Raw genomic sequence first — 24,105 nt, 5'->3', positions numbered from 1 at the left:
AGCTTAGCTTCTAACCGCTAGATGCCTTTGCGAAGGTCAGGGGGGCAAGCTGAGTCGGCTAAACCATAGTATCGTAGGCTGTGCCATTCATTAAGTGGAATAGGAGAGCAGCGCGATGGAGATGGTAGGCAGCGGAGGACTCATGACCTACGTGAATGCAGCTATGGCTTTAGTGGCGTTGTACCTGAGCATACGTAACCGAAAAACCCAGATAGCGATGTATCGATTGACCCGTTCCACGCACTGGAGCAACACAAACGATTTTCATGTGATCAGCACCGAGCAACTAGAGGACTCAGTTTTAGTTAAGTTGGTGTTCTTTAACCCAGGGTCGGTGTCAGCAGTGATACAAAGCTTAGCTGTTTATGAAATCCCCCGCCCAACCTGGTGGTTGCCACGCCGACTTGATTGGTTACGACGGAGGCGTCTAGAGCTTGCAAAATGGTGGCCCACAAGAGACGAGGAGGAGAAAATGCCTCGCTTATTTGCAGATAGGTATCAGGATCTGATGGTTAAAGAAAATCGAGTAATCCTAGTAAGGTTTCCTGGCACGATCAATCGGCTTACTCATGCGTTTGAACTGAAGACCAATCACGGTTCGATCACGACGTGGTATGTCCTCGACTTCGTAGAAAAGGGATTCGCGTACCAATCCCATCGAAATTTCAAATAATAATAAACGATGGTCAGTATTTGCTTTGAAAGCGGGCAGTGTCGATGGTTAGAAATGCGCTTATGAAGTGAGGTATGTAGCTTGCGTGATGCCGAACATACCCTATTTTGCCGGAAGCAGACTATACGCGAACGTCCGCTATTGGCCGAAAGCAGCCCGTTATAGCTGACGATTTCGGCTAACAGCGGCTACTCCCCGGCGAATTGTCGCAGCGACATGCTGGTTCTGGATGCCGGACAGGCCAATCGGCCAGACAGGCAACACCTCGAAGTATGTAATACCCAAAAGTCCAGACGTTGCGAAAAACCACCACCATGCGGAGGCGGTGGTTTGTCCGAGTCGTAGGACGCGCCGGCTTAGACCTTGACGATCCAGCCCGCCGGGCCTTCGATCTCGCCGGACTGAATGCCGGTCAGCTCTTTGTACAGGCGCTGGGTCACCGGGCCTACTTCGGTTTCGCTGTGGAACACGTGCAGCTTGTCGTTGTAGCTGATGCCGCCGATCGGGGTGATCACAGCAGCGGTGCCACAGGCGCCGGCCTCCTTGAACAGGTCGAGCTTGTCGATGAACACCTCGCCTTCGGTGACCTTCAGGCCCAGACGGCTTTGCGCCAGTTCAATCAGCGACAGGCGGGTGATGCCCGGCAGCACGGAGGGCGATTTCGGCGTGATGAACTGGTCGTCGTGGGTGATGCCGAAAAAGTTGGCCGAGCCGACTTCTTCGATCTTCGTGTGGGTCAACGGATCAAGGTAGATGGCATCGGCGAAGTTGGCTTTCTTGGCCTCGGCACCCGGCATCATGCTCGCCGCATAGTTGCCGCCGACTTTGGCAGCGCCGGTGCCTTGTGGCGCAGCGCGGTCATAGCTGGAGATGACGAAGTTGTGCGGCTTCATGCCGCCCTTGAAGTACGGGCCCACCGGGATGCAGAACACCGAGAAAATGAACTCGGGCGCAGCGCGCACGCCGATGTTGTCGCCGACACCGATCACGAACGGGCGCAGGTACAACGCGCCGCCGGTGCCATAAGGCGGGATGAAACGCTCGTTGGCGCGGACCACTTGCTTGCACGCTTCGATGAACTGCTCGGTGGGCACATGGGGCATCAACAGGCGGCTGCAACTGCGCTGCATGCGCGCGGCGTTCTGGTCGGGGCGGAACAGGTTGATCGAGCCGTCTTTGGCGCGATAGGCCTTGAGGCCTTCAAAGCATTGCTGGCCGTAATGCAGCGCGGTGGAGCCTTCGCTGATGCGTAGCACGTTGTCTTCGGTCAGGGTGCCTTGGTCCCACGCGCCATCGCGCCAGTGAGCCAGGTAGCGTTTGTCGGTCTTGATGTAGTCGAAGCCGAGCTTGTCCCAGTTAATGCTTTCGTTACCCATGACACCCTCTATGTCCAGGCCAGCGCGGCCGGGAACTCCCGGCGCATGGCGGTTCTTCATCAAAGTCGCTCGCAGGATGACCTGCTTCGGGATTACTGATTACCAAAATTCGAACAAGCAGTTGTGGCGATCTCATAAATAGCAAACTTGGAACTGCTATTTCATCTGGGCGGCGTTAAAAGCTTGAAGATGTCAAACCATGGCCGTTCAGGCTCCTAAGCTGCGAGCATAGGCCTTGGCTAGCCTCTTGAGCGTTCACCACTGTCACCAATCCGCCTTATATAATATCGGATGTGATGATGAACAGAGTTTGCCGACGCCAACTGCGGTTAGATCCACAACGCGTTCACTTCTGAAGCCGCTGCTCTACTCTGGCATAACTTGCCTGAGTGCAGTAATGACCCGCACCGTTGCTTCTAAATCCGAGGCCTCGATACCTCTTAAAGCATGACGTCGCAAGCGTGCCAGCTCTGCCTCAACCGCGGTTGCAAGAGTTCGCCCTGTTACGGTTAAGCTCAATAAACTTGCTCGGCGGTCTCCACCGTCCCGGCCTCGATTCACGAGCTTCGCATCACATAATTGGTCTATAAGTCTGACAATCGAGGCGCTTTCTAGCCCGCAACCCTGAGCAACATTAACCTGACGCACGCCATCGCCCAGACGCGAGATAGCTAGAAGCGGTCTTGTACAAGCTTCGGATACTCCATGATCGGCCAATTTTGATTCGCACGCGCGGCGCCACTGTCGGGTCGCGGCAGTTAACCCACTCGTAACTTGTATTTGTAATGACTCTAAATTCATAAAAATCCAAGTAAGTGTAGATATTCGTCTTTTCAAAGGGCCGGCTAGAGCTCTCAAAAAGTATCGTTCCATAAGCTGTCAGCTTTGTCTATTAGGATGGCTGTGGTCAAACCCGCAGAGGGCCCGTTATCCCGTCGAAGATAGTGATAATCTGTCTTTAATCCATCATATTTTGTCCGTTTCATTGGCTATAAAACGAGCAGCAATATCACTATTCAGATCGAACTGGGCCACCGATGAAGCGTAGAGCCCCAGATTAATCTATGGCGCAATTCCAGGTGCTCATCCGCTCGAAGAGCACTACACTGAGCGACGAGCGTTTATTGCAAATAAATTATGAAATTTCTTTTAGATGGCATAGTTCCGGAGCTATTCGGTGACGAAAGAGGTCGGGCGGGAAAATTACCGTAGCCAGACGGTCCACAAGTCGTGCGCGATAGGGATGAGCGCAGGACGTTTTTGAGTCACAGTCGTAGGTTCATGAGAACGTGTCCGCAACGGGGTCGTGACCTTGGGGATGTCGCTACGCTCAGCACATCGAGCATTGCTAGACTCTTGACGATAGGATCTGGGCCTAGCGGGAAAACAAGCACCGTGCTGTTTGTTGAGTGAGGTCATGGAATTGATAGACCGAGGAGCTGTTGTCTTCAACCCACGCTCAGGTAGCAACAATTCAGGGCGACCGCAGCACAGATGATTAAAGCAGAAGGCCCCCAGAGTTAGGCCATCTAATGCCGCGGTTACAGGCCTGGGCAAATATGAGCCGCGCTAAAGCTAGTAGACGAGTCGGAGCGTTGTAATGAATGCTCTGCGGCGTGACGGTTTCTTGCCGGCGCGGCGCCGATAGTACCCTAGCGGCGCGGTTTGCTTGGTGTAAATTATCCAGCTAGTCAAGATCGTAAGTTGAGAATGCCCGAATAAAACCTCAACCCGCTTAGTATTGGCTGCTCACTGATGCTAAGCTTTGGGAATGCAGTTGCTTGAGCGTCTGCTTTGCGCGAGGTACCTAGACGGCATACAGTGCAGGCGTGCGCTCAACGCCATCAACAAATGTTATAAAACGATAACGACAACTTTTTCTCAATAACATTTAACGATTTTAATATATCTTTAAGAAATAGCTCATTCTGGTCATGCTTTGTACGATCGGCCCAGCCTGCCGTTCGAATATTATTAACGATTTCCAACGCCATTTCTGTATTCTCAATTAGCAGTTTGACAGATTCAGCTAAAGCACTCTTCATCATACTGGTAGAAGCTGAAAGCTTTTTCAGTTCCCTACGCACAATACCTTCCATCAAATTATATCTAACGACGTTATTCGTGTCGCGCGTATCGGTGGTATTGCGCACAGCAGAGCTTACTCCTGCACATGCTAGCTCGACTCTCTCCATTGCGTCAGTAACGATCTGAAGACTTATCAAGAGTTGCTCACAAAGTTCCTTTATGCCATTCTCTAGATTTGGATTGCTATTTGAAAAATTCATGGTTTAGCCTTAGCTGATTTTCGTTCAGCTGCACTTAGTCTGCCTGCATAGAGTGCGCAGGTCATGAGCCCGATGATCACTTAAAAGCGCTAGCTAATTAATTTTGATCACATTGATTGATGGTTTTCAAACCTAAACTCTTTGATTTTTAGTGCGACGTCTGTAGTAAACGGCTGGCAGGACATATTATTCCAAGGAGGTGGGATTTATTTTCCAAGCTGTGGACGATTCCTAGGGAACCATTTGCCTGAGACAATTTCTGCAGGCCGCCTTGCACCTGAAGTTCTGGGCTAGGGCAGCAACCACCTCGAGTCAGGTCTCCGCTTGACAGCCGTAAACCTGGATCAGCCCTCTCACGGCTCCCCGGTGAGCTGCAAAGACCCCCGCGGCTCCGGCCAGCAGCTGACTGACGTTGCCCCTAGGTCTCTCGGCTTGGAGCCAGTTGGTCATCTTCGACATCGGTCTGGAATAATTTCGCCAATTCTGCACGCGCTGCGTGAGTACTCTGTAGAACCTTTGACTGATCCTCGGCAATGATGCGCTGTATCGCCAGTACCCTCTCATCATGCTCCGCGAATTTTCTAATCTGGCGCTCAGCATGATTTTTGTTGAGCCCCATTCCCACTAGAATGGTTCGACTCATTTCCAAGCTGGAATAGAACGTTTCGCGAACCGCGTCAGCGCCTGCATTAGCAAGACGATGGGCGTGCTGGCGGTTGCGAGCTCTCGCTATGACTTTCACATTAGGGTGAAGTCGGCGCACTAGCTCTGCCAGCTGCACGCTTTCATCTTGATCGTCATTTGCTATGAGGAAGTACTTGGCTGCGCTTACCTTCGCCGCATTTAAGATCTCGGGCCTCAATGGGTCGCCGTAGAACACCGGCACCCGCTCAAAGCTCCTGATCAAATCGATCGTCTCAACAGAGGTGTCCAATGCAATGAATGGCACATTCTGCGCGCGCAATATCCGGGCTACGATCTGCCCTACTCGACCCATACCTGCGATAACAACTTCAGGTGCATTGCCTTCGATGTTTGCGTAGTCGCCTGGATCAGGCTGCTTCACGGGGGCCTTATAACGCCGTGCCCATCCATTACAGATCATGACCAAGAACGGTGTCACGCACATCGAGAGCGTAATGGTTAAAAGCAGGATATCGTTGGTGTCAGAACTGATCAGGCCTTGAGTCTTGGCTTGGTGCAGCACCACAAATGCGAATTCCCCACCAGCAGCCAATATCGAACTGAGTTGTACGGCGCCTATAGAATTTAATCCTCCTACCAACCTACCGACCGCAAAAAGGATTGGCAATTTGATGATTATGAGTATCAACGTCAGCCCAATCACCAAAAGGGCAGAGCTTTGCAGTAAAGCCAGATTGGCACTCATCCCAACGCCGATAAAAAATAGGGCTAGGAGCAGTCCCTTGAAAGGCTCGATTTGCGAGCTCAGTTCATGGCGGTACTCAGAGTCTGATAGCAGCAGTCCTGCAATGAACGTCCCGAGAGCCATTGAAAGCCCTACCTTATTCATCAGCCAAGCCGTTCCAACCACCACAAGCAAGGCTGTCGCTGTCGATACCTCTGGTAAACCTGTAGATGCCACTGCCCGAAACAGCGGTCGCAAAATGAACCTGCCACAAATCACCACCAGCGAGATGCTTGCTATGGCTTTGGCTGCGTGAATCACGCTCTCGTGGGTGTCGAGTTGGGCGTGTTGAGACGCTATCAGCGGTATGAGAGCTATGGCAGGGATGGAGGCGATATCTTGAAACAGCAGCACGGCAAACGCGACACGGCCGTGGGGGCTCTGCAGCTGCCGGCTCTCGACCAAGCTCTGTATTCCAAATGCCGTAGAGGATAGCGAAAGGCCAAGCCCAATGACGGCTGATGACGCTAGCGGTAAGCCAAAAGCAATGGACCCCAGAAACCCAATCACCGTTGCGCTGATCAGTACCTGCGCAAGGCCCGCCCCAAATAAAGCCTTACGCATTGTCCAAAGCTGCCTGGGAGAAAGCTCTAGCCCAATCACGAAAAGCAGCAGCACTACTCCGAGCTCGGCAAATTTTGCGACGCTATCAGGATTGCCTATTAGACCCAGAACCTGTGGGCCAATTATTGCACCAGCTACCAGGTATCCTAATACCGCACCTAGCCTCATGTATTTCGCTACCAGCACCGCCACAACGGCTGCGAACAGGAATATCACTGTTGAACCAAGCAAGTCGGCCTCGGGCGACATATTCAAACACCTTAGAAGTTGTCAATCGTTACCCCCACGGCATGGGATACCCAGAACGTCATGGGAGTTAGTCAAACCTCCTCGATAGAATTATGTTCCAGCGCATCAGAGGTGCCAAACAACAAGAACTGTAGTGAGTTTGAAGAAAAACTATCGCGGTGGAGGCGCCATGCTGCTCGGAGACGAATTGCCAATATGCTCAAAACCTTCAAAGCAATAGAGCCCGGTCGCCATCCGCTCATCGTCTAAGCCGCTTGACCTTGGGCTGGCTAAAGCGCGGTTGCTGGTCCTCTGATCGGGCGGATGGCAGATGTAGATTTGTCAAAAAGTTCGTCCGGTGCAGCGCTCTAGCTACAGCAGTTTTGCTGAACGCTGATTGGCCGGCAGGCGGGTGCATTAGCACGAGGCTAAAGCACCTCACCACCGCCTTGAGGTAACCGGTGAAGATTTTCTATCCCATCCCTGCATAAATTATGGCTTGAAGCCGCCTCGTTAGCTGCAGATATTGATGACTCAAAACACTTGAGCTTACAGGGGCGTGCCAAAATGAACCGATCGTCTCCATATGAAGGCTTCGAGCTTGCTTACCAGCGAGTTGGCACGGGGCGGCCAGTAGTCCTAATCCATGGGTGGCCTGGCGATCATACAGATTACGATTTGTTGATCCCAATGATTAAGGTCCATGCGGACGTGATTGCTGTGGATCTTCGCGGGTTCGGATGTTCGGACAAGCATTCAGTTGATCCAGAATCAGCCTATTCTGGTAAAGCTCAAGCCCGCGCCGTGATTGCACTTATGGAAGAGCTTGGCCTCCAAGACGCTATAATCTGCGGCTACGACGTGGGCAGCTGCGTCGCCCGCAATATAGCGTCCATGCGGGCTGATCTTGTCAGCTCTATGGTGTTGTCCCCCCCTTTGCCTGGCGCAGGGCATCGTCTGCTAGAACTGGCCAAGGCAAGCGAGTTTTGGTACGCAGCATTTAATAAGCTTGGTATTTTCAGCCGGCTGGTTGATGGAAATATGGATGCAGCCAAAGCTTATTTAACTCACTTCTGGTCCCACTGGTCGGGGCCGGCTTACCAGTTTGATGAGGGACGACTTGCGCACCTGACAGACGTCTATTCAGCCCCCGGTTCGTTTGAGGCGTCGTGCGCTTTTTACAAGACTTCCGATAATCCTCTAACAGCTTCAGCTGCCGAACTTTTACCTGAACGCGACGACCGTTTGACCACCCCTACAATCGTACTGTGGCCAGAAAATGACCCCATATTTCCAGCCGACTGGTCAGACCGCTTGGCAGAGTTTTTCGTCCGCTACCGGCTAGTGGTAATGCCTATGATCGGGCATTTCTCACCGGTAGAAGGCGCTCCGTATTTCGCACGCGCGATCCATGACCTGCTGGAAGAAGAGAAGTAGCTCTCACGAAGTCATGTTATGTCGAGCTACCGTATCGTGCTTGGGTTCCGATGCTTGGTTGTTGTTAGTGCGATGATAAAAGCTTAATCCCGAAACCTACTAGGCAAACGCCTGCAAGCTTCTGAAAAATCAGCGTCATAGATTTGTTAGCGCGTATGCGTTCGGCGCAAAAATGCGTTAGGGCGATAACGATCAACCCGTAAGTGAACGTCAGGCAGGATACCGTCAGAGCGAGTACTGCGAACGTGATGAAGCCCTGATGTTGGTCCGGATCGATGAATAGAGGCAAAAATGCCATATAGAAAATCACTGCCTTCGGATTGAACAGGGTAATCACCAATGTCTGTTTCAAATAACGATAGGGCTTGATATCCAGCATCGCACCGCCGCCGGCCTTCGCCATTAACAATTTAATACCTAGATATGCCAAATAGGCTCCGCCTGCAAGCTGCACGATAAAGAACGCGGATGGATACGCTTGAAGTAGCGTTGCCACTCCTGCTAAGGCCAGCCACATGAGAATCTGATCGCCGATAAGGACCCCGGTAATGGCAGCAACGCCTGCTCTGAGGCCTCCTTTGCTGGTAGACGTAATGAGCGCGAAATTACCAGGCCCCGGCAAGACCAGAAGGACGATGAATGAAATAAGAAACGTTCCGTAATGCGCTATACCAAACATGTGACTTCTCCAGAATTTCCAGACAACGCAGTAAAGGTATGGAAAGTTTCCATAAGAAGGCGATGCTTGTCTACGATGATTTTATGAAACTGATCTAGCCGCTTAAATTTAACGAGCGGGGGCACACCTCAGGAGCTTCATGTCCGTTGAGGGTTGACAGATGTCCGTTTTGGAATGTGGCTGACTCTTGCATTTTGCCAGCGTTAATGAGCGATATTGCGTATTTGCCCAGCAGATCATTTTTCAATTTACCAAAACTGATGAGACTCTAAAAATGAGAGCTTTTTACAAATTTAGCTATTCAAAATGCCATAAGATTTATGACCAGTGTTTCGGTCTGCCCGGAACGATTGCCGCCATGGCACTGTCGGCCATATTTGTTGCCGGTTCGACGCTTGCCAGCACTGAACAAGTACTGCCGCTCACGCATGGAATTTATGCCGATGATTCTCAGACATGCTTGAATCCGGTCAATGCCGGTTTAAAAAGCTACGATGGGGTAGGTTTGAACTCTGCCCACACGCACGCGTGCAGGCTTTCTCTGATTAACCGGCAAGGTAATTCCTATAGCCTTCGCCAAGAATGTGTGGACGCTGGTGCTGGTCCTGGTCCTCTCGTAGGCGAGGATATCTTGATATCCGTAATCAGCTCGAGTCGATTCGTACTTACCCAAGGGTCCAATACCACAACGTTCAATTACTGTGCGCCCTTTACTTTGCCGCCTGGGCTGCAGCCTCCAATGTAGGTACCAGTGTTGAGGCGCCTCCTTTTGCAGCTCTAGAGGCGACTAATGGATCCTGCTGATGCTATTACCTCATCCGAGCCTTAACGCGCAGCGTAATATAGCAACCGTCCGGAAAAAACACCTTCCTGATGCCATTGCTTAAGGCGATGGTGTCCACCTAAATTTAAGTGGACACCCGTTCTAGCCATTTTGAAGCGGACCTCATGGCACAAGAAGGCCGTTGCTATACCAACTCCTTTGAGGCCAAGGTCATCGCCGATTGTGCGCTGGCTGGCACCCCGATCCCCAATGTCGCCTTGACCCATGGCGACAGGGAAGTAGATGCTGCATGAGTCGTAACTTATGACATCTGACACTCAACCGCTGCCCCTTGAGCTTTGCCGTCAGGCCTTCTGTTCATTCGACAGGAGGGATCGCAGCAGGCTTTAACAGGTTAGCCCGTAGCAGATGAGTGCGGGCTTGGTTGAACTCGCCGCAGCGTTACAGCCCGGCGGCCATGTCCAAATGCCAATCCACCTTTGCGCGAAGTTTGGAGGCTTGGCGAGGGCCGCGTTCTCCTACTGTGGGCATCCTGCTATTCAAATTGTAGTGGCTTACACTGCCGAAGCAATAACGCAGATCTGCCGGCACCTATTATGTTCTTCTGTATGCCGTCTAGAGGGTCTCGCCATGCCATCGACTGATGCCTTCGCGGTGGCCCTGCGGGAGACATAATCGAGAAGATCGCCACGCTGTCCGATGGGCTGGTCCAGTGCACTGCCGCCCAGGTGCGCTACTACGTCGTCTAGCTCGGTGAGCTAGACCGGTGAAAATAACGCAGTTTAACGACCGTAGGTCTGCGAACGTGAATGCGCTCGACGACTAGGATACCAGTGACACTGGCGTGAACGCCGATGAGGGGGCATAGCGCTAAGGCGGCGTAGCCTGTCAGTAAATCGTTTGGAGTACAGTCATCCAGATGACGCTGTTTGCAGTGGGCGGAATAATCTGAGTTCGCCAGTTGTTATCTCCTCAGATACCACAATCACCACGTGGCTGGGGATGCTTCCATTGGAATTTCATATGCACCTGCAAGCCGGGTCGTTGGTCCCCAGTGAGTGCACGGATGACGTTAAGTAAACGGATGTCAAGCATGTACACATTTCGGTGCGCAATGACAAATGCGCGTAGGTATTCGGCTGCATACGTTTCGGTAGCCGCCGTCTATTTCATTCGCGATGACGGGAGCAGTGACTATGCCTTGCGCTAAACGCTACAGCCGACGTCAATCGAATCCTTCAGGAGAGTGAGGGTCGCAGCGCCCAACCTGGTCGTCCCGTCGGGCATGCGTGGGGCTGCACGTTGAGGCTGGAGGGTTGGATATCTCCGACCGTTTGTTACGTACCGGCACGGCTATGGGTACACCTACTTGCTGGCGTACCGGGCGCGATGCTAACGGTAACCGACCGTTAACCGGTTCGTTGGAGCACCACAATCTGACCTCGCAGGTGAATAAGTACATTCTCGGCGGGCCTACCGGCGATGTGAGCGATACCATAGACGTGTGGGCCGGAGGTGCCACATTAACCAATCGCCAACGCGAGCCTTACGAGGCCAGGTTTAAACGGGCTTTTGCCAACGAGAAGACGTCCTCAGGCGCATTTGTCGACCGACAGCAGGCTATTCTCATCGCGATGTATCTCCTCAATTCAACTGATGGTATGGCCCAGCTGGATCTACTCGATAATGGTTCTGAGCAACGAGTCAAGCTCGAGTCAGCTGCGCCCGCGACGTTAAGGGGAAACGCGGTAATGGTTTATTACGCGGGCACGCGAGCGGGTGATTCGGATATCTCTACCCAGAGGCCTATTTCGTCTGCAGTGATGATTGTTGATCTGCTCATTCCTGGTGAGATTCACATTCAGACCTTTTTTCCAGTAGTGTAGAGCCGTCTGGCCATTATTAGTCGTCATAAACTTCAAACAGATGGAGGGGCGGTATTTGCGGTGAAAGACCGATCCCTACAGAGACCTACCGGACTACTTAGCAGTGGTTTGAAAACGTCATGGAGGTCCGTGTATCGCCCGAGCGATCATGCAAAATCGCATTGCTGTTGTGGTTCTGGGCGACGCTGGTGATCGACGCGCCGGTGCCGAACGTACTCTTGAACAACCTAGGCCTTCAAAAAATTGGAATAGGTCCGGTGTCGCGGCTGCATGAACAAACACGCTAAAAAGACTAGAAATGGTCTCTACCTAAATTAAGTGGCCACAATTACCTTTAGCGCCGGGGTCAGGAAGGTGAGTTGGCGGGACGCTTACGTCATATGAATTTCAGACGGCAGCCATTCGACTGATGCGTTTGCCGGTTCACTGTGTATTTCACCGCCCACGATTAGCACTGTTGTTAAGGATACGATTATTCTGCCCGCCATCACATAAGCGGTGATCAGCGTCCCCCAGCCTCTGTGATACCTATTTAGGATGCGTGACGCTCTATGTGCCGAATTCACAAGGCCAAAGCAATCGGTCATGTGCCAGTCATGCATTCACTCACTAGCTTTGACTTGTACCCGTCCAAGCTTTTAAGGCGCGACATCGTATCCGAGCTGTGCACGTGCTGCTTCCTTCCTGTCTCTCGCGAGGGTCCAGACTATTGTCGCCCGATGCCTTAATGCCAGTGGCGGTTACGGTTTTCGAAAGACATTTGTGATCCTGAGCTGGGAACGCAGTCGAAGGCTTTAAAGCGATAGTTTTTCTTTCCTGTCACCTTAGTTCATATAGTTTGGCCCTTTCGGCAATTTCCTCAATAGTACACCCATGCCGAATGCGAGGCAGATCCTAAACTTATCGAGGTGGGTCCCATGACAAACATCAACTATGGCTTTGCAAACAAGGTTGTTTTGATTACAGGCGGAACATCGGGAATTGGACTGGCGACAGCGCAAGAATTTGTCGCACATGGTGCAAACGTGATAGTAACTGGCGTTACAGCAACCCGTCTCGAAGAGGCACGGACTTTGCTCGGGCAAGCCGCGCTAGTACTTCAGGCTGATCTCCGCAAGCCTGACTCTCTAGACGCAGTAATGGCTGAGATCTCCAAGCGCTTTGGTCGGCTTGACGTGGTCTTCGCTAACGCCGGTGCGGGTACGGCTTCACCTTTGGATCAGGTCACTGAAGCTCAAATTGACGAGCAGTTCGATCTGAACTTCAAGGGTACGTTTTTCACGGTGCAGAAGGCCGCACCGTTGTTGAGCAAAGGCAGCAGCGTCATCCTCACCACTTCGTTCCTTAACACTGTTGGTACTCCGGGCCTCTCCGTGCTTTCTGCGACGAAAGCAGCGATTCGATCACTGGCCCGCAGTTTGGGTGCTGAGTTGGCGCCACGCGGCATCCGTGTGAATGCGGTGAGCCCGGGCCCTATCAGCACTCCGTTTCACGGCAAGTTAGGGCTTTCGGATGAGCAGTTAAAGGAGGTGGCGGCAGGAATCGAAGCGTCCGTCCCACTGGGCCGTTTCGGTGAAGCAAGTGAGGTGGCCAAAGCCGTTCTTTTCCTTGCGAGTGACCAAGCATCATTTATCACCGGGGACGAGCTGGTTGTAGATGGTGGTTTGTCTCAGTTCTGACCGTCGGTAGGCCATCGGTGTAAGCCGATGGCTTCGTTGACCAGTTTACTCCCTACGAATCTACCAGTATCCGGGAAACCTCGGATGCTGGTGTTTTGGTTAAGCCCAATCCCTCGTTCTCCTTGAGCATAATATGCGGAAGATAAGTGTTGGCTTTGTGATCTTTCCAGGATTCCAGTTGCTGGATATAGCGGGCCCAAAATGCGCCTTTGAGCAAGCGGCCATTCACAGCGATGGGGAGTTGATTTATGAACTGCACACAATAGGAATACTCCCGGGCCCAATAAAATCCTCCAGCGGGCTTACGGTCATCCCCGATATGACTATCTTTGACAATTCGACAGCGTTCGACACCCTTGTTGTATCTGGAGGGCAGGGGATTTTTGATGTGGTTGGTCAACCAGATTTACAGAGCTGGCTACAGACCCAAGCTGGGTCGTGTCGCAGAATCAGTGCCATTTGTAATGGTGTCTTCGCGCTTGGCAAGGCAGGGTTAATCGATGATAGAAACGTCACAACTCACTGGAAGGACGCCTCAAAGCTGCGGGAAATGTTTCCTTCCACACGGGTTCTTGGCGACTGTATCTACCTCAAAGATGATGCTATCTACACCACGGCGGGAATCACTGCTGGCATTGATCTGGCATTGTTCTTAATCGAGGAGGACTTTGGTAAAGCGCTTGCATCAGAGATTGCAAGGTATCTGATCGTCTACCTACGCCGGACGGGCGAGCAGCCTCAGCTCAGCCATCTGCTGCGAATGCAGTCCCATTCAAACTCTTCCGTTGAGGATATTCAGAGTCATGTACTCGCCAGCTTGGCCTCAATCCATACCATGGAATCCCTAGCTAAACGCGTTCATATGAGCGTTCGGAACCTTTCCAGGCTTTTCATGAAAAGCGCCGGTGTTCCGCCTATGACGTTCATCGCAAATGCTCGAATTGAATCCGCTTGCAGGCTCCTTGAGACCACAGATCTTTCCCTGAAGGAAATCGCATATCGCTGCGGATTCGGGAATGTTGATGGGTTCCGGCGAGCATTCCTCAAACGCTTAGGCGTAACCCCCATTCTATACCGCCAAGGCTTTCGCGCTCCCCACCAAGACGTGCTCGGAGAGGAGGAGTAGATCGTCAATCAGAAGCGGTCAAGCTGTGGTCCTGATAGGGTTCTTTGCTAACTCTGCTGAGAGCTGAGAAGTCGCTTGGGATAGTGAAGCTGACGTAACGGCCAACTGACCTTGTGCAGCCATTAGCGCGGTCGTTTTCTCAGTATCGGAAGAATATTTTTTCGAAGCGGCCGCCTGCAGTTGCGCCTGCTGCTCTTGGAGTTGCTTCTCAAGTTCCTTTATCCTCTTTTGGAGAGTGATCACGGCGAGACTGGGTCCTCCACCGGCACCTCCTGCTGTGTCGGAGTCGCCGACCTTTTTTGACCGCTCCCCATCATCACCCGATATAGCGTCCAGACCCGAAGTGCTTAGCGGGTCTGAGGATGAATCCTCTGCCACGGCGCGGGTCATCTTTGACGTTAAGACGCTAGGCGCGATTGTTACGTTGAAGCTGGGGATGTTCATCTGTTCGCCCTCTATTCCGTGCTGGTAGGTAGTGGTCACTGTATCGATTTGAACAGCGAGTTATGGCCCATAGACGCGATCTGCCACGTCAGTGGAACGACCGTTGCGTTGTTTCATCTGGACATACACCGGCCAGCCATCTTTAGTTTTTCGGCTTGGTGTCTGATCGCTGTAGCGAGGTTTTGAGACGACATTGCGTCTAATACGGACATACCAAGGCTTGCGTTGGGGAACGGCAGACTCATGCGATGTCCCCCAAGATATGCTGCACGCCGCGCTTCGTCATCCTGCTTACTGAGCGTATCGATAGTGCATCGGGCAATGGCCATCGCGGCTAAGAGCTGTCGCGCGCGGATACTTCAGTCCTTTGGCATTAACATCATTCCAGCTAATGCAATGTGTCCTATCAGGGGCTGCCCACGCAGTGATGTTGGCTAGTGTGCAGCTAAACATAGCACTTGCTCCCCACTGCGAAAGGTAACGGCGACGGTCCCATTTAGCCGCACGGCTGATCGACCACCACCGCCACGGCGAGGGATGAAGAACGAGGTCGAGATAGTTTTCGTTTGTTGTCAGCCTAGATCTTGTGCCTTGGCGGTTGATCACTGATTTCGGAAAGTAGAGCCCAGCCGAAATAGGGCCCTAGTTTACTAACGATGAGGAACAACGATGAACAGTGTGAGCCGCAGCTTCGACAACAAAATCGTCCTGATTACCGGCGGCACGTCCGGTATCGGTCTGGAGACGGCACGCCAATTTATTGCCCAAGGCGCGCATGTGGTCGTCACTGGCGTAACTGCGCATCGGTTGGAAGAGGCTCGGGTAACGTTGGGCAACCGCGCTTTGGTCATGAACGCTGACCTCCGCGATCCGGACTCCCTGGATGCAGTGATCAAGGAGGTAGCTGCCCGCTATGGTCGGTTGGATGTTGTTTTCGCTAATGCGGGAGCGGGTACTGCATCTCCGTTGGAAGCTGTCACTGCCTCGCAGATTCAAGAGCAGTTCAGTCTCAATTTCAATGGCACCTTCTTCACCGTACAAAAAGCCGCCCCTTTGCTCACTAAAGGCGGCAGTGTGATTCTGACAACGTCCTTTCTGAACGCTGTAGGCACGCCTGGTCTTTCGATTTTGTCAGCAACGAAAGCAGCAATTCGTTCACTTGCTCGCACGTTGGGCGCCGAGTTGGCGCCTCGGGGCATACGTGTTAACGCCGTCAGCCCAGGTCCAATTAGCACTCCATTTCACGGCAAGCTCGGACTCTCAGAAGAGCAGCTCAAAGAAGTCGCGGCGGGCATTGAGGCATCGGTTCCACTGGGTCGCTTCGGTGATGCCAGCGAAGTTGCCAAGGCGGTGCTCTTCTTAGCCAGCGAGGATGCCTCGTTTATCACCGGCGACGAGATTGTTGTTGACGGCGGTTTGTCTCAATTCTGAATACAAAGTGGGCCATCGGTGCACCTGCCGATGGTCGCGTGATCGACGCTCAAATAAGGGTCAATCAATGGATTCTTCGATTCAACATGGCTTCGCAGACTTTTCCCGAATTAACCTTATTGGGACAGCTACGCCGTTGCAACGCGCGACCGGTGTGGAGCGCCACTTACGGCGTGAGGGAATCGAAGTGGGCGTCTATCTCAAGCGCGAGGATCTGACCCCTTTAGGGGGGGGTGGAAATAAATTGCGGAAACTGCAGTACCTCATGGCAGAGATACTTCAGTCAGGGCATGACACGGTCGTCACTTTCGGTGGCATTCAATCGAACCATGCCCGGTTAACGGCGGCTGTGTGTGCTGCGCTCAAGGTGGAGTGCCATTTGGTTCTCACGCAAGAAGTAGAAATCGATACCGTCGACTACCAGCATAATGGCAACCGGCTGCTCAATCAGATCTTTGGGGCCAATTCACACGTGCTACCTCGTGGTAGCTCAAAAAAAATATTCGCTGATGAGCTTGTAGAGCGGCTCTTTGCAGCCGGAAAAAGACCTGCAGTGATCCCTACAGGCGGTTCTACGCCTCTAGGCGCTATCGGGTACGCAGAATGCGCGGCTGAAATCTCCGCTCAAGCCAGTGTTGCAGGGCTGAATTTCAAGCGGATAATAGTTCCAAATGGTAGCAGCGGGACGCAAGCGGGTCTCATAGCCGGCTGGACTGCGAGTAACGGCGACCCTGGAATCATTCATGGGTTTGCGGTCATGGAAGGCGCTGAGCGGTGCAAAGTTCAAACGTCGGACCTAGTGTCTTCCACACTTGACTTTATAGGCTTGGGATCCGCCGTACCGGCAAGCGTCAACGTGTCAGATACCCAACTTGGTGCGGCCTACGGCCAACCTACGGCGTCGATGCGTGAAGCGCTGCAACTGCTGGCAAGAACTGAGGGGTTGCTGCTGGACCCCGTTTACTCAGGCAAAGCGTTCGCAGGAATGCTCGATCAGCTGCGGCATGGTGAGCTAGCGGCAGGCGATGACCTGCTTTTTGTCATGACCGGCGGAGTTCACGGGCTTTTTGCTTATCAAAGCACCCTTGGTAGTGCGTGGGACGATGAGGCTGGTGAAGTTGGAGATTCGAACTAAATGCGAGCCCCTAGGCACCTAAATGCGCTACGCGCTTTCGAAGCCGCTGCACGACATCTAAGCTTCGTAGGCGCTGCCCAGGAGCTAAGTGTCACGCCTGCGGCTGTTGGCCAGCTCGTCCGCAGCTTGGAGGACAGTTACGGCCTGCAGTTGTTTCACCGGTCGCGCGGGGGGCCATCGCGCCTTGAACTAACTCCTCCTGCCGTAACAGCGCTGGGCCAGCTGCAAGCCGCCTTTGACCTTATGAGTGATGCGGTAGAAGGGCTTCGAAAAGGCGCCGCGCCAGATTCAATTACGGTTACGGTGCCACCTGCTTACGCTGACAAATGGTTGCTCGGAAGAGTAGAGCACTTTCAAAACCTCTTTCCGCAGTTCGAGCTGATCCTGCAGACTGATGGCCGATTAGTTGACCTAGCTGCGGAGAGGATTGATTTAGGTATCCGTTTTGGGCATGGGCGTTGGCCAGGGCTTAGCGCTACCCACTTGATGGACGACCATTTCTTCCCCGTATGCAGCCCCGCGCTATTGAAAGGGCCAAATCCGCCGACCTCACCTGAGATGCTTCGCCATCATGTCCTAATCCATGACCTCTCGATGCGGGATACACCTGCATTCCCGACTTGGCAGAGTTGGCTTGAAAGAGACGGCTACGATGTCCCAGCTGAAAGCCGGGTACTTAGAATCAACGACTCGGCGGCAGGTCTGCAGGCCGCAATGGCCGGAAGCGGCGTTGCGTTGGGTAGAAGTAGTCTTGCCATAGGAGATTTGAAGGCTGGCAGGCTTGTTCGGCCCTTCGGAGAGGAGCAACCGAGTCCTCTTGCCTACTATGTCGTGCAAGTGTCCAAGGCATCCTTGTCCGTCGCCGCACAAGCGTTTAAAGACTGGCTCTTGGAATCAGCTAGAGATCCTTGGCCCGAAATAGCTGAGCGCTAGGCTCACCAATATTTCTGGCAGGGTTAGATAGCCCAATAAGTGAAGCAAGCAGTTTACAGAGCTTGACTTGCCGAAGACGGTCGGTCATATTTCGGTCGTAATACAATCGAGCGAAGAGCGGAAATGCCTCAGATCAGCGTCCGGGCGGACATCGAAGCTGCAGCAATGGAAATGTTCTCCCGCCGCGGTTATCACGCGACGGCGGTGAAAGACATCACCTCTGCCGCAGGAGTGCCCAAAGGCTCTTTTTACAACCACTTTGCTAGTAAAGAAGATCTGGCCTTGCACACATTGGAGTGCTACTGGGCTTATGCTTTGGAGGGTCTCAAAATGCTTTCGCGCCCGGCCGAGCCTGCTAAGACCCGGCTACTCAACTATTTCGAGGCTTTAAATAGCTACGCCGAGAAGCATCGCTACAAGACCGGTTGCATGGTTGGAAACCTTGCTACTGAGATGTCTGAACACAGCGAGAAAATCAGAGCCAAAGTCAGTCAAGTATTCGATGTTTGGACGACATCATTAGAAGCTTGCATACGCCAAGGTCAAGCTGATAGATCGATCACCAACATTATGGATTCAGATAAGTTGGCCGCATTTCTTCTGAACTCTTGGGAAGGCTCCGTACTTCGCGCAAAAGCTGACAGATCGGGCCGACCACTGAACGTCTTCGCCGAATTTTTGATCCAGATCCTCTAAAAGCAAATACCTTAGAGACACACAGTTAGTTATCGTTGAATCTAAGACGACCGGTCACATTGAGAGTAAGATAATGACTCTGTACCTGCAAAAAGAACTGTTGATTGGTAAAGCTCGTCTGTCGCATCGAGTCGTGATGGCGCCGCTTACTCGGCTACGAGCAACAGAGCCCGCTGGAGTGCCAACTGAATTAATGGTGGAGTACTACGCCCAACGAGCAAGCGAGGGCGGCCTGATAATTACCGAGGCTACAAACATCTCAGAGCAGGCGAAGGGTGTGCCGGGCGCACCAGGCATTTTCACCGATGAGCAGCAGCAATCCTGGCGAAAAGTTGTAGAAGCTGTGCACGCGAAAGGCGGGGTCATTTTTCTTCAGCTCTGGCACACAGGCCGAGCATCTCATTCTAGCCACAATTCTCTTGGCTCGCTCCCGGTTGGACCGTCCGCGATTGCTGTCTCAAGCAATGCTATGGGTGCCGGTTTTCAGAACTGTCCCCGTGAAGCGCCAACTCCCCTTAGCCGTGAAGCCATCGCCGCAATCGTGGCGGACTATCGTACAGCAACCTCCAGAGCGATAAATGCTGGCTTCGATGGAGTAGAAATCCACGCTGCAAATGGATATCTCATCGATCAATTCCTCCACGATAACGTGAATACGCGCAAGGACGAATACGGTGGACCTGTTTCATCAAGGGCAAAGTTTTTACTTGAGGTCGTAGATGCTGTCGGTGAGGCGTCAAGCGGCCGACCAGTAGGCGTACGCTTGTCCCCTTACGGAACCTTTAACGACATGCACGATAGCGACCCTGAACATCTCTTTCGGGAGGTCATCCACTTACTCGGTCGCAAACCGGTATCTTATCTTCATCTGATCGAGCCTCGAGCGAATGCAGGTCTGAGAGAAGAGCATGACATGACAAAGCCGTCCTCTGTGTCGAGGCTCTTTCATAATACCTTCCCAAGACCAATAATCGTGTCTGGCGGTTTCAACCGCCAACGTGCCGAAAGTCTTATTCAGGATGAAATGGCTGACGCCATCGCATTCGGAAGGCATTTCATCTCAAATCCTGATTTACCCAATCGATTATTCAATGATCATCCTTTGAGTGCCTACGACCGGGCCACTTTCTACGGCGGTGGGGCTGCCGGCTATACTGATTATGCAGAGTTCACTTCACTCTGAAATCGATAAGCGGGCGGCAACGGATAGCTCGGCCAGTTCCGGGTACCAAGAGCGCGGATGGGTCCTGCCTAGAACGTCGCGTGGGGAGATTCGCACTTTTTCTAGTGACCATCCTAAGACAGGATATGGCCAGGTTGACGGGCCCTAGGGCTGGCATGCATTCACGGCCAAATTGGGATGCCTGCGGCGTCCGCCCTACACCCGGATTTTCCTATTATGTCCCCAACTAGGGTATGACGGTCTTGTTGTATAGTCACCGCAAAATCAGCACCCGGTGACTCATGTCTTACCCGCTCGACACCATAGCCCACACCTACCTAGGGAGTAGCGTCTATTCTCGTCTGCGCAATGCGCTAATCACTGGAGGGTTGAAGCCTGACGACCGATTACGCATTAGGGAGTTGGCTGCACAGTTGGGAACCAGCGTCACGCCAGTACGTGATGCCATCCTTCAGTTAGCCAAAGAGAAGGCTTTAGTACTTAAAACCCCGCGGGATATCCGCGTGCCTGTGCTAGATCAGGACGGTTACGCCGAAATCCGTACGTTACGCCTCAGCTTAGAAGGACTTGGAGCTGAAACAGCAGCCACTTTGGCAACCGCGGCGGATATCGATCGCATAGCGGAGAATATCGAGCTGAACCTACAAGCAATTGATAATAAAGACTTTTCCGAAGCGTTGCGACTCAACAGCGAGTTTCACTTTCTAATAGCTGAAGCAGCGCGGATGCCATTGCTACGAGGGATACTGGACAGCCTTTGGATGCGAACCGGTCCGTTAATTGCTCAGGCTTATGCCCATTTTTCGCTTTCAATGGCCATTGAGCATCATGTGGAGGTTTTGACCGCGTTGCGGGAGAAGGATGCTGCAGCAGCAAAGCTAGCGATGCAGACGGACATCATGGATGGAAATCAGAAGATGCTGGAATTCATTGCGGTACGTAGCGAGTAGCTGATCCGAACACGCCCGTCATCCTGGATATGGTCCTTGACAACCCTGACGCTCGAAAAGATGATGCATCATGCATCATAAATTGGAGCTGCCATGATCAACGACAAGAAAAAGCTTTTGCTTACAGGAGCCAGCCGGGGTATCGGCCACGCCACTGTGAAACATTTCAACGCAGCGGGCTGGGAGGTCTTCACGGCGTCACGGCAAAATTGGGTTGCCGAATGCCCGTGGGCTGAAGGTTTGCTCAACCATATTCACTTGGACCTGGAGGACATCGACAGTGTTACAGCCAGCATGGCAGCGATTAAAGACAAGCTGGGCGGGCGCCTGGATGCATTGGTTAATAACGCAGGAATATCGCCCAAAGGCTTGGAAGGTGCTCGCCTAGGTGTGCTTGAGTCGGATTACGCGACTTGGATCAAGGTTTTTAACGTCAACCTGTTCTCAACTGCATTACTTGCGCGCGGGCTGTTTGATGAACTCAAAGCTGCTAAGGGCAGCATCATCAATGTGACCTCTATCGCAGGGTCCAAAGTACATCCTTTTGCCGGCGTCTGTTACTCCACTTCCAAGGCCGCTCTTTCCGCCCTCACGCGCGAGATGGCCTTTGACTTTGGAAGGCACGGTGTAAGGGTTAACGCCATTGCGCCTGGCGAAATCGACACTTCCATACTCTCCCCGGGCACGGCCGATATCGTTGAGCGCCTAGTCCCCATGCACCGCTTAGGGAAACCTGAAGAAGTCGCTTCACTTGTCTATTTCCTTTGCACGAGTGGCGCCTCCTACGTGAATGGTTCTGAGATACACGTTAATGGCGGGCAGCATGTCTGACGTGATCGTGGGAGACTTGTCCTGCACCGAGCTTATGACAACTGGCGTTCCGCTAGTGGACGCGCGCCATGCTGCCGGAATTGCGAAAAGTCATTACGGTCTGGCTGGAGCAGTACAGGTGCTCAATGGTGAGCGGGACGCGAACTTTCTCGTGCGGACGGCACAGGGCTCATTCGTCCTGAAAGTGATCAATCCGGCCGAGCAACCTAGCGTTACCACTTTTCAAACGCAGGCTTTGCTGCATATCGAGCGCAGCGGGGCTGATCTGCCAGTGCCCCGGGTAGTGGCGGATCTTGAAGGTGGATTCGAGAGTACAGTTAGATTAGGTGAAGACTCGTACTCGGTAAGGGTAGTCACATTTCTAGAAGGCGTGCCGCAAAACCTGGGTAATCCCAGCATCGCGCTTATGCATGATCTAGGATCGACTTTGGCCAAGATAGATATCGCTCTTCGAAGCTTCGAGCATCCAGGGGCACAGCGAAGTCTCCTCTGGGACGTCGGCCATGCCGAACGAATCCGTGCATTATCACAGGCTCTCAGCCCAAGACAGTACCAATTGGTCAGTAAGCTGCTTGACCGACACGAGCGTGAGGTGAAACCTCGCCTTGTCGGAATGCGGTCTCAAGTCATCCACAACGACCTCAATCCAGCTAACGTTTTGCTCGATGCTACAAACCGTCGGGTGGCCGCTGTCATCGACTTCGGCGATGCTTTGCAGGCAAATCTAATAAACGAATTGGGTACGGCGCTTGCCTATCAATTTGACGCCGATGCAGCAGACCCTTTCTGGCAAATTAAACCTTTCGTGGCTGCCTATAACGCGCTCATACCTCTGGCTGTCGACGAGCTCGAGGTGCTTGGAGACTTGATCGCTGTTCGAATGGCGATGGCGATTACCATCGCCCAATGGCGGGCAGAGTTGTACCCAAACAATCGAACCTATGTGCTGCGCAATCTCATCAATACATGGCGCAATTTGCAGAGGTTGGCCGAGCTGGATCCGGCGGCACTGTCCTTGGCACTACGCACCGCCTGTGAATCGGAGCATGCATGAGTACAGATTTAGGTTCTCGACGCAGCCAGGCCCTAAGCGCTAGCTACAGGCTGTTTTATGACGAGCCATTCGAACCCATTCGTGGTGAGGGGGTATGGTTGTTCGACAAGAACGGCGTGCCTCATCTAGATGCCTATAACAACGTCGCGTCTGTAGGGCATTGTCATCCCGCAGTTGTTCGGGCAATTGCAGAACAGAGTGCTCGGCTAAATACCCACACCCGATACCTTCATCCGGCAATCATCGACTACGCCGAAGATTTACTTAGCGAATTTCCGGAGTCTTTGAATAACCTCACCATGACGTGCACCGGTAGTGAGGCGAACGACCTTGCTATCAGGATCGCTCAATGCTACACCGGTGGAACTGGGCTGTTGGTAACCGGTTGGGCATACCATGGCGTCACTGCATTACTTGCAGACATTTCCCCATCGTTAGCGACAGGGCTACGTCTGGCAGACCATGTTGGTTTGATAGAGGCGCCAAATTCATACCGGAGCAGCAATTTTGTAGACAGCGTGAAGGCTGCGATTGTGAAGATGCAGCGTCAGGGAGTAAAACCCGCAGCCTTGATTGTGGACAGCATCTTTTCAAGCGACGGTGTCTTTGTGCCCTCTAAGGGTGATCTGGCTGCCGCAGCGCGGTTAGTTCATGAGGCAGGGGGAATATATATCGCCGACGAGGTTCAGGCCGGGTTCGGCCGCACCGGGGTACATAGATGGGGATTCCAGCATGACACGGTAATACCGGATCTAGTAACGCTGGGTAAGGGAATGGGCAACGGCTACCCGGTAGCAGGTGTGGTTGGTCCCCGCACCCTGCACGAGGAATTCGGACACCAGCAACGTTATTTCAACACTTATGGCGGCAACCCAGTATCTTGCAGAGCCGCCCATGCGGTGTTGGATGTGCTGCGTCTGGAGAATTTGCAATCTAGCGCTCTTCAGGTAGGCATTTATCTCAAGCGCAGACTGCAGGCTCTAGCAGAGCGGTTCGAAATCATTGGAGACGTCCGTGGAGCCGGATTATTTTTGGGCGTGGAACTGGTCCAAGATAGACGCACTAAACGTCCAGCGACACAGGCCGCAGCATTGGTAGTCAACCAAATGCGCCATCGCCAAGTGCTAATCAGCGCCACTGGTCCCGCTGCTAACGTACTAAAAATTCGGCCACCTTTGGTATTTGACTTTGCTAACGCTGATCTGCTGGTTGAGCGACTGGAGCTTACGCTACAAACGCTGAGTTGAATCTCTCATCAGTCCGCGAGCCAGAATCACGATATGTCGTGCCTGCCGAATA

22 protein-coding genes are annotated in these 24,105 nt (G+C 52.8%); 16 read left to right on the top strand and 6 right to left on the bottom strand.

Features of this window, described 5'->3' with window-relative positions:
* Positions 1 to 142 precede the first annotated feature (142 nt).
* Complete coding sequence (locus tag QRN48_RS06415) at positions 143 to 673, top strand: hypothetical protein (RefSeq protein ID WP_285349523.1); 531 nt, start codon at positions 143 to 145, stop codon at positions 671 to 673.
* A gap of 356 nt (positions 674 to 1,029) precedes the next feature.
* Here the strand turns inward: QRN48_RS06415 and QRN48_RS06410 are convergent, their stop codons facing one another.
* From QRN48_RS06410 to QRN48_RS06395, 4 genes are all read right to left on the bottom strand, one after another.
* Positions 1,030 to 2,049: a branched-chain amino acid aminotransferase gene (locus QRN48_RS06410; protein ID WP_285349522.1), complete on the bottom strand. Its 1,020-nt coding sequence runs from the start codon at positions 2,047 to 2,049 to the stop codon at positions 1,030 to 1,032.
* A 366-nt stretch (positions 2,050 to 2,415) separates the two neighbouring features.
* Entirely contained in the window at positions 2,416 to 2,850 is a 435-nt protein-coding gene (locus tag QRN48_RS06405; RefSeq protein ID WP_285349520.1) for a MarR family winged helix-turn-helix transcriptional regulator, read from the bottom strand.
* A 1,043-nt stretch (positions 2,851 to 3,893) separates the two neighbouring features.
* On the bottom strand, positions 3,894 to 4,337 hold the full coding sequence (locus QRN48_RS06400; protein ID WP_285349518.1) for a hypothetical protein: 444 nt from the start codon (positions 4,335 to 4,337) through the stop codon (positions 3,894 to 3,896).
* Between the two features lie 418 nt (positions 4,338 to 4,755).
* A complete protein-coding gene (locus QRN48_RS06395) occupies positions 4,756 to 6,579 on the bottom strand; it encodes a monovalent cation:proton antiporter-2 (CPA2) family protein (RefSeq protein ID WP_285349517.1) in 1,824 nt (607 codons plus the stop codon).
* A 546-nt stretch (positions 6,580 to 7,125) separates the two neighbouring features.
* Here QRN48_RS06395 and QRN48_RS06390 point away from each other — a divergent pair.
* Entirely contained in the window at positions 7,126 to 7,995 is an 870-nt protein-coding gene (locus QRN48_RS06390; RefSeq protein WP_285349516.1) for an alpha/beta fold hydrolase, read from the top strand.
* Between the two features lie 64 nt (positions 7,996 to 8,059).
* Here the strand turns inward: QRN48_RS06390 and QRN48_RS06385 are convergent, their stop codons facing one another.
* Positions 8,060 to 8,674 (bottom strand): LysE family transporter, encoded by a 615-nt coding sequence (locus tag QRN48_RS06385; protein WP_285349514.1) that lies wholly within the window; start codon positions 8,672 to 8,674, stop codon positions 8,060 to 8,062.
* 187 nt (positions 8,675 to 8,861) lie between these two features.
* Between QRN48_RS06385 and QRN48_RS06380 the strand changes: the two genes are divergently transcribed.
* The 5 genes from QRN48_RS06380 (at position 8,862) to QRN48_RS06360 (ending at position 14,149) form a co-directional block, all read left to right on the top strand.
* Complete coding sequence (locus QRN48_RS06380; RefSeq protein ID WP_285349512.1) at positions 8,862 to 9,419, top strand: hypothetical protein; 558 nt, start codon at positions 8,862 to 8,864, stop codon at positions 9,417 to 9,419.
* Positions 9,420 to 9,622: 203 nt separating this feature from the next.
* Positions 9,623 to 9,751 carry a hypothetical protein gene (locus QRN48_RS06375; RefSeq protein ID WP_285349510.1) on the top strand — a complete coding sequence of 43 codons (129 nt, stop codon included), beginning with the start codon at positions 9,623 to 9,625 and terminating at the stop codon, positions 9,749 to 9,751.
* Positions 9,752 to 10,774: 1,023 nt separating this feature from the next.
* Positions 10,775 to 11,344 (top strand): hypothetical protein, encoded by a 570-nt coding sequence (locus QRN48_RS06370; RefSeq protein ID WP_285349509.1) that lies wholly within the window; start codon positions 10,775 to 10,777, stop codon positions 11,342 to 11,344.
* A gap of 917 nt (positions 11,345 to 12,261) precedes the next feature.
* Complete coding sequence (locus QRN48_RS06365; RefSeq protein ID WP_285349507.1) at positions 12,262 to 13,023, top strand: SDR family oxidoreductase; 762 nt, start codon at positions 12,262 to 12,264, stop codon at positions 13,021 to 13,023.
* A gap of 133 nt (positions 13,024 to 13,156) precedes the next feature.
* The gene (locus QRN48_RS06360; protein WP_285349505.1) at positions 13,157 to 14,149 is read left to right on the top strand and encodes a GlxA family transcriptional regulator; all 993 of its coding nucleotides are present in this window, start codon (positions 13,157 to 13,159) and stop codon (positions 14,147 to 14,149) included.
* A gap of 18 nt (positions 14,150 to 14,167) precedes the next feature.
* Here the strand turns inward: QRN48_RS06360 and QRN48_RS06355 are convergent, their stop codons facing one another.
* Positions 14,168 to 14,593, bottom strand: coding sequence for a hypothetical protein (locus tag QRN48_RS06355; protein WP_285349503.1), 426 nt, complete (start codon positions 14,591 to 14,593; stop codon positions 14,168 to 14,170).
* Positions 14,594 to 15,262: 669 nt separating this feature from the next.
* On the opposite strand from QRN48_RS06355, the gene QRN48_RS06350 reads away from it, so the two are divergent.
* From QRN48_RS06350 to QRN48_RS06310, 9 genes are all read left to right on the top strand, one after another.
* The gene (locus tag QRN48_RS06350) at positions 15,263 to 16,024 is read left to right on the top strand and encodes an SDR family oxidoreductase (protein WP_285349501.1); all 762 of its coding nucleotides are present in this window, start codon (positions 15,263 to 15,265) and stop codon (positions 16,022 to 16,024) included.
* 67 nt (positions 16,025 to 16,091) lie between these two features.
* Positions 16,092 to 17,159 carry a D-cysteine desulfhydrase family protein gene (locus QRN48_RS06345; protein ID WP_285349500.1) on the top strand — a complete coding sequence of 356 codons (1,068 nt, stop codon included), beginning with the start codon at positions 16,092 to 16,094 and terminating at the stop codon, positions 17,157 to 17,159.
* Positions 17,160 to 18,092, top strand: a complete 933-nt coding sequence (locus QRN48_RS06340; protein WP_285349498.1) for a LysR substrate-binding domain-containing protein — start codon at positions 17,160 to 17,162, stop codon at positions 18,090 to 18,092.
* Between the two features lie 123 nt (positions 18,093 to 18,215).
* Positions 18,216 to 18,788: a TetR/AcrR family transcriptional regulator gene (locus tag QRN48_RS06335; protein ID WP_285349496.1), complete on the top strand. Its 573-nt coding sequence runs from the start codon at positions 18,216 to 18,218 to the stop codon at positions 18,786 to 18,788.
* 73 nt (positions 18,789 to 18,861) lie between these two features.
* Positions 18,862 to 19,971: an alkene reductase gene (locus QRN48_RS06330; protein WP_285349495.1), complete on the top strand. Its 1,110-nt coding sequence runs from the start codon at positions 18,862 to 18,864 to the stop codon at positions 19,969 to 19,971.
* Positions 19,972 to 20,252: 281 nt separating this feature from the next.
* Positions 20,253 to 20,921 carry a GntR family transcriptional regulator gene (locus QRN48_RS06325; RefSeq protein WP_285349493.1) on the top strand — a complete coding sequence of 223 codons (669 nt, stop codon included), beginning with the start codon at positions 20,253 to 20,255 and terminating at the stop codon, positions 20,919 to 20,921.
* 93 nt (positions 20,922 to 21,014) lie between these two features.
* Complete coding sequence (locus QRN48_RS06320) at positions 21,015 to 21,752, top strand: SDR family NAD(P)-dependent oxidoreductase (protein WP_502944578.1); 738 nt, start codon at positions 21,015 to 21,017, stop codon at positions 21,750 to 21,752.
* The gene (locus QRN48_RS06315) at positions 21,745 to 22,806 is read left to right on the top strand and encodes a phosphotransferase (protein WP_285349491.1); all 1,062 of its coding nucleotides are present in this window, start codon (positions 21,745 to 21,747) and stop codon (positions 22,804 to 22,806) included. The genes QRN48_RS06320 and QRN48_RS06315 overlap by 8 nt, the downstream gene beginning before the upstream one ends.
* Positions 22,803 to 24,053 carry an aspartate aminotransferase family protein gene (locus QRN48_RS06310; protein WP_285349489.1) on the top strand — a complete coding sequence of 417 codons (1,251 nt, stop codon included), beginning with the start codon at positions 22,803 to 22,805 and terminating at the stop codon, positions 24,051 to 24,053. Before QRN48_RS06315 ends, QRN48_RS06310 begins: the two co-directional genes overlap by 4 nt.
* Positions 24,054 to 24,105: the final 52 nt, after the last annotated feature.

The organism is Pseudomonas sp. ME-P-057 (assembly GCF_030208975.1).
GTDB classification, from domain to species: domain Bacteria; phylum Pseudomonadota; class Gammaproteobacteria; order Pseudomonadales; family Pseudomonadaceae; genus Aquipseudomonas; species Aquipseudomonas lutea.
Note: the sequence above shows the minus strand (reverse complement) of the source record. Positions and strands in the feature narration are given on the sequence as shown.

Coding starts and splice junctions, on each gene's coding strand:
- QRN48_RS06385 (WP_285349514.1), bottom strand. CDS start 8,674: ATGTTTGGTATAGCGCATTACGGAACGTTTCTTATTTCATTCATCGTC.
- QRN48_RS06390 (WP_285349516.1), top strand. CDS start 7,126: ATGAACCGATCGTCTCCATATGAAGGCTTCGAGCTTGCTTACCAGCGA.
- QRN48_RS06345 (WP_285349500.1), top strand. CDS start 16,092: ATGGATTCTTCGATTCAACATGGCTTCGCAGACTTTTCCCGAATTAAC.
- QRN48_RS06330 (WP_285349495.1), top strand. CDS start 18,862: ATGACTCTGTACCTGCAAAAAGAACTGTTGATTGGTAAAGCTCGTCTG.
- QRN48_RS06355 (WP_285349503.1), bottom strand. CDS start 14,593: ATGAACATCCCCAGCTTCAACGTAACAATCGCGCCTAGCGTCTTAACG.
- QRN48_RS06405 (WP_285349520.1), bottom strand. CDS start 2,850: ATGAATTTAGAGTCATTACAAATACAAGTTACGAGTGGGTTAACTGCC.
- QRN48_RS06415 (WP_285349523.1), top strand. CDS start 143: ATGACCTACGTGAATGCAGCTATGGCTTTAGTGGCGTTGTACCTGAGC.
- QRN48_RS06410 (WP_285349522.1), bottom strand. CDS start 2,049: ATGGGTAACGAAAGCATTAACTGGGACAAGCTCGGCTTCGACTACATC.
- QRN48_RS06360 (WP_285349505.1), top strand. CDS start 13,157: ATGCGGAAGATAAGTGTTGGCTTTGTGATCTTTCCAGGATTCCAGTTG.
- QRN48_RS06375 (WP_285349510.1), top strand. CDS start 9,623: ATGGCACAAGAAGGCCGTTGCTATACCAACTCCTTTGAGGCCAAGGTC.
- QRN48_RS06335 (WP_285349496.1), top strand. CDS start 18,216: ATGCCTCAGATCAGCGTCCGGGCGGACATCGAAGCTGCAGCAATGGAA.
- QRN48_RS06325 (WP_285349493.1), top strand. CDS start 20,253: ATGTCTTACCCGCTCGACACCATAGCCCACACCTACCTAGGGAGTAGC.
- QRN48_RS06310 (WP_285349489.1), top strand. CDS start 22,803: ATGAGTACAGATTTAGGTTCTCGACGCAGCCAGGCCCTAAGCGCTAGC.
- QRN48_RS06340 (WP_285349498.1), top strand. CDS start 17,160: ATGCGAGCCCCTAGGCACCTAAATGCGCTACGCGCTTTCGAAGCCGCT.
- QRN48_RS06365 (WP_285349507.1), top strand. CDS start 12,262: ATGACAAACATCAACTATGGCTTTGCAAACAAGGTTGTTTTGATTACA.
- QRN48_RS06400 (WP_285349518.1), bottom strand. CDS start 4,337: ATGAATTTTTCAAATAGCAATCCAAATCTAGAGAATGGCATAAAGGAA.
- QRN48_RS06395 (WP_285349517.1), bottom strand. CDS start 6,579: ATGTCGCCCGAGGCCGACTTGCTTGGTTCAACAGTGATATTCCTGTTC.
- QRN48_RS06315 (WP_285349491.1), top strand. CDS start 21,745: ATGTCTGACGTGATCGTGGGAGACTTGTCCTGCACCGAGCTTATGACA.
- QRN48_RS06320 (WP_502944578.1), top strand. CDS start 21,015: ATGATCAACGACAAGAAAAAGCTTTTGCTTACAGGAGCCAGCCGGGGT.
- QRN48_RS06350 (WP_285349501.1), top strand. CDS start 15,263: ATGAACAGTGTGAGCCGCAGCTTCGACAACAAAATCGTCCTGATTACC.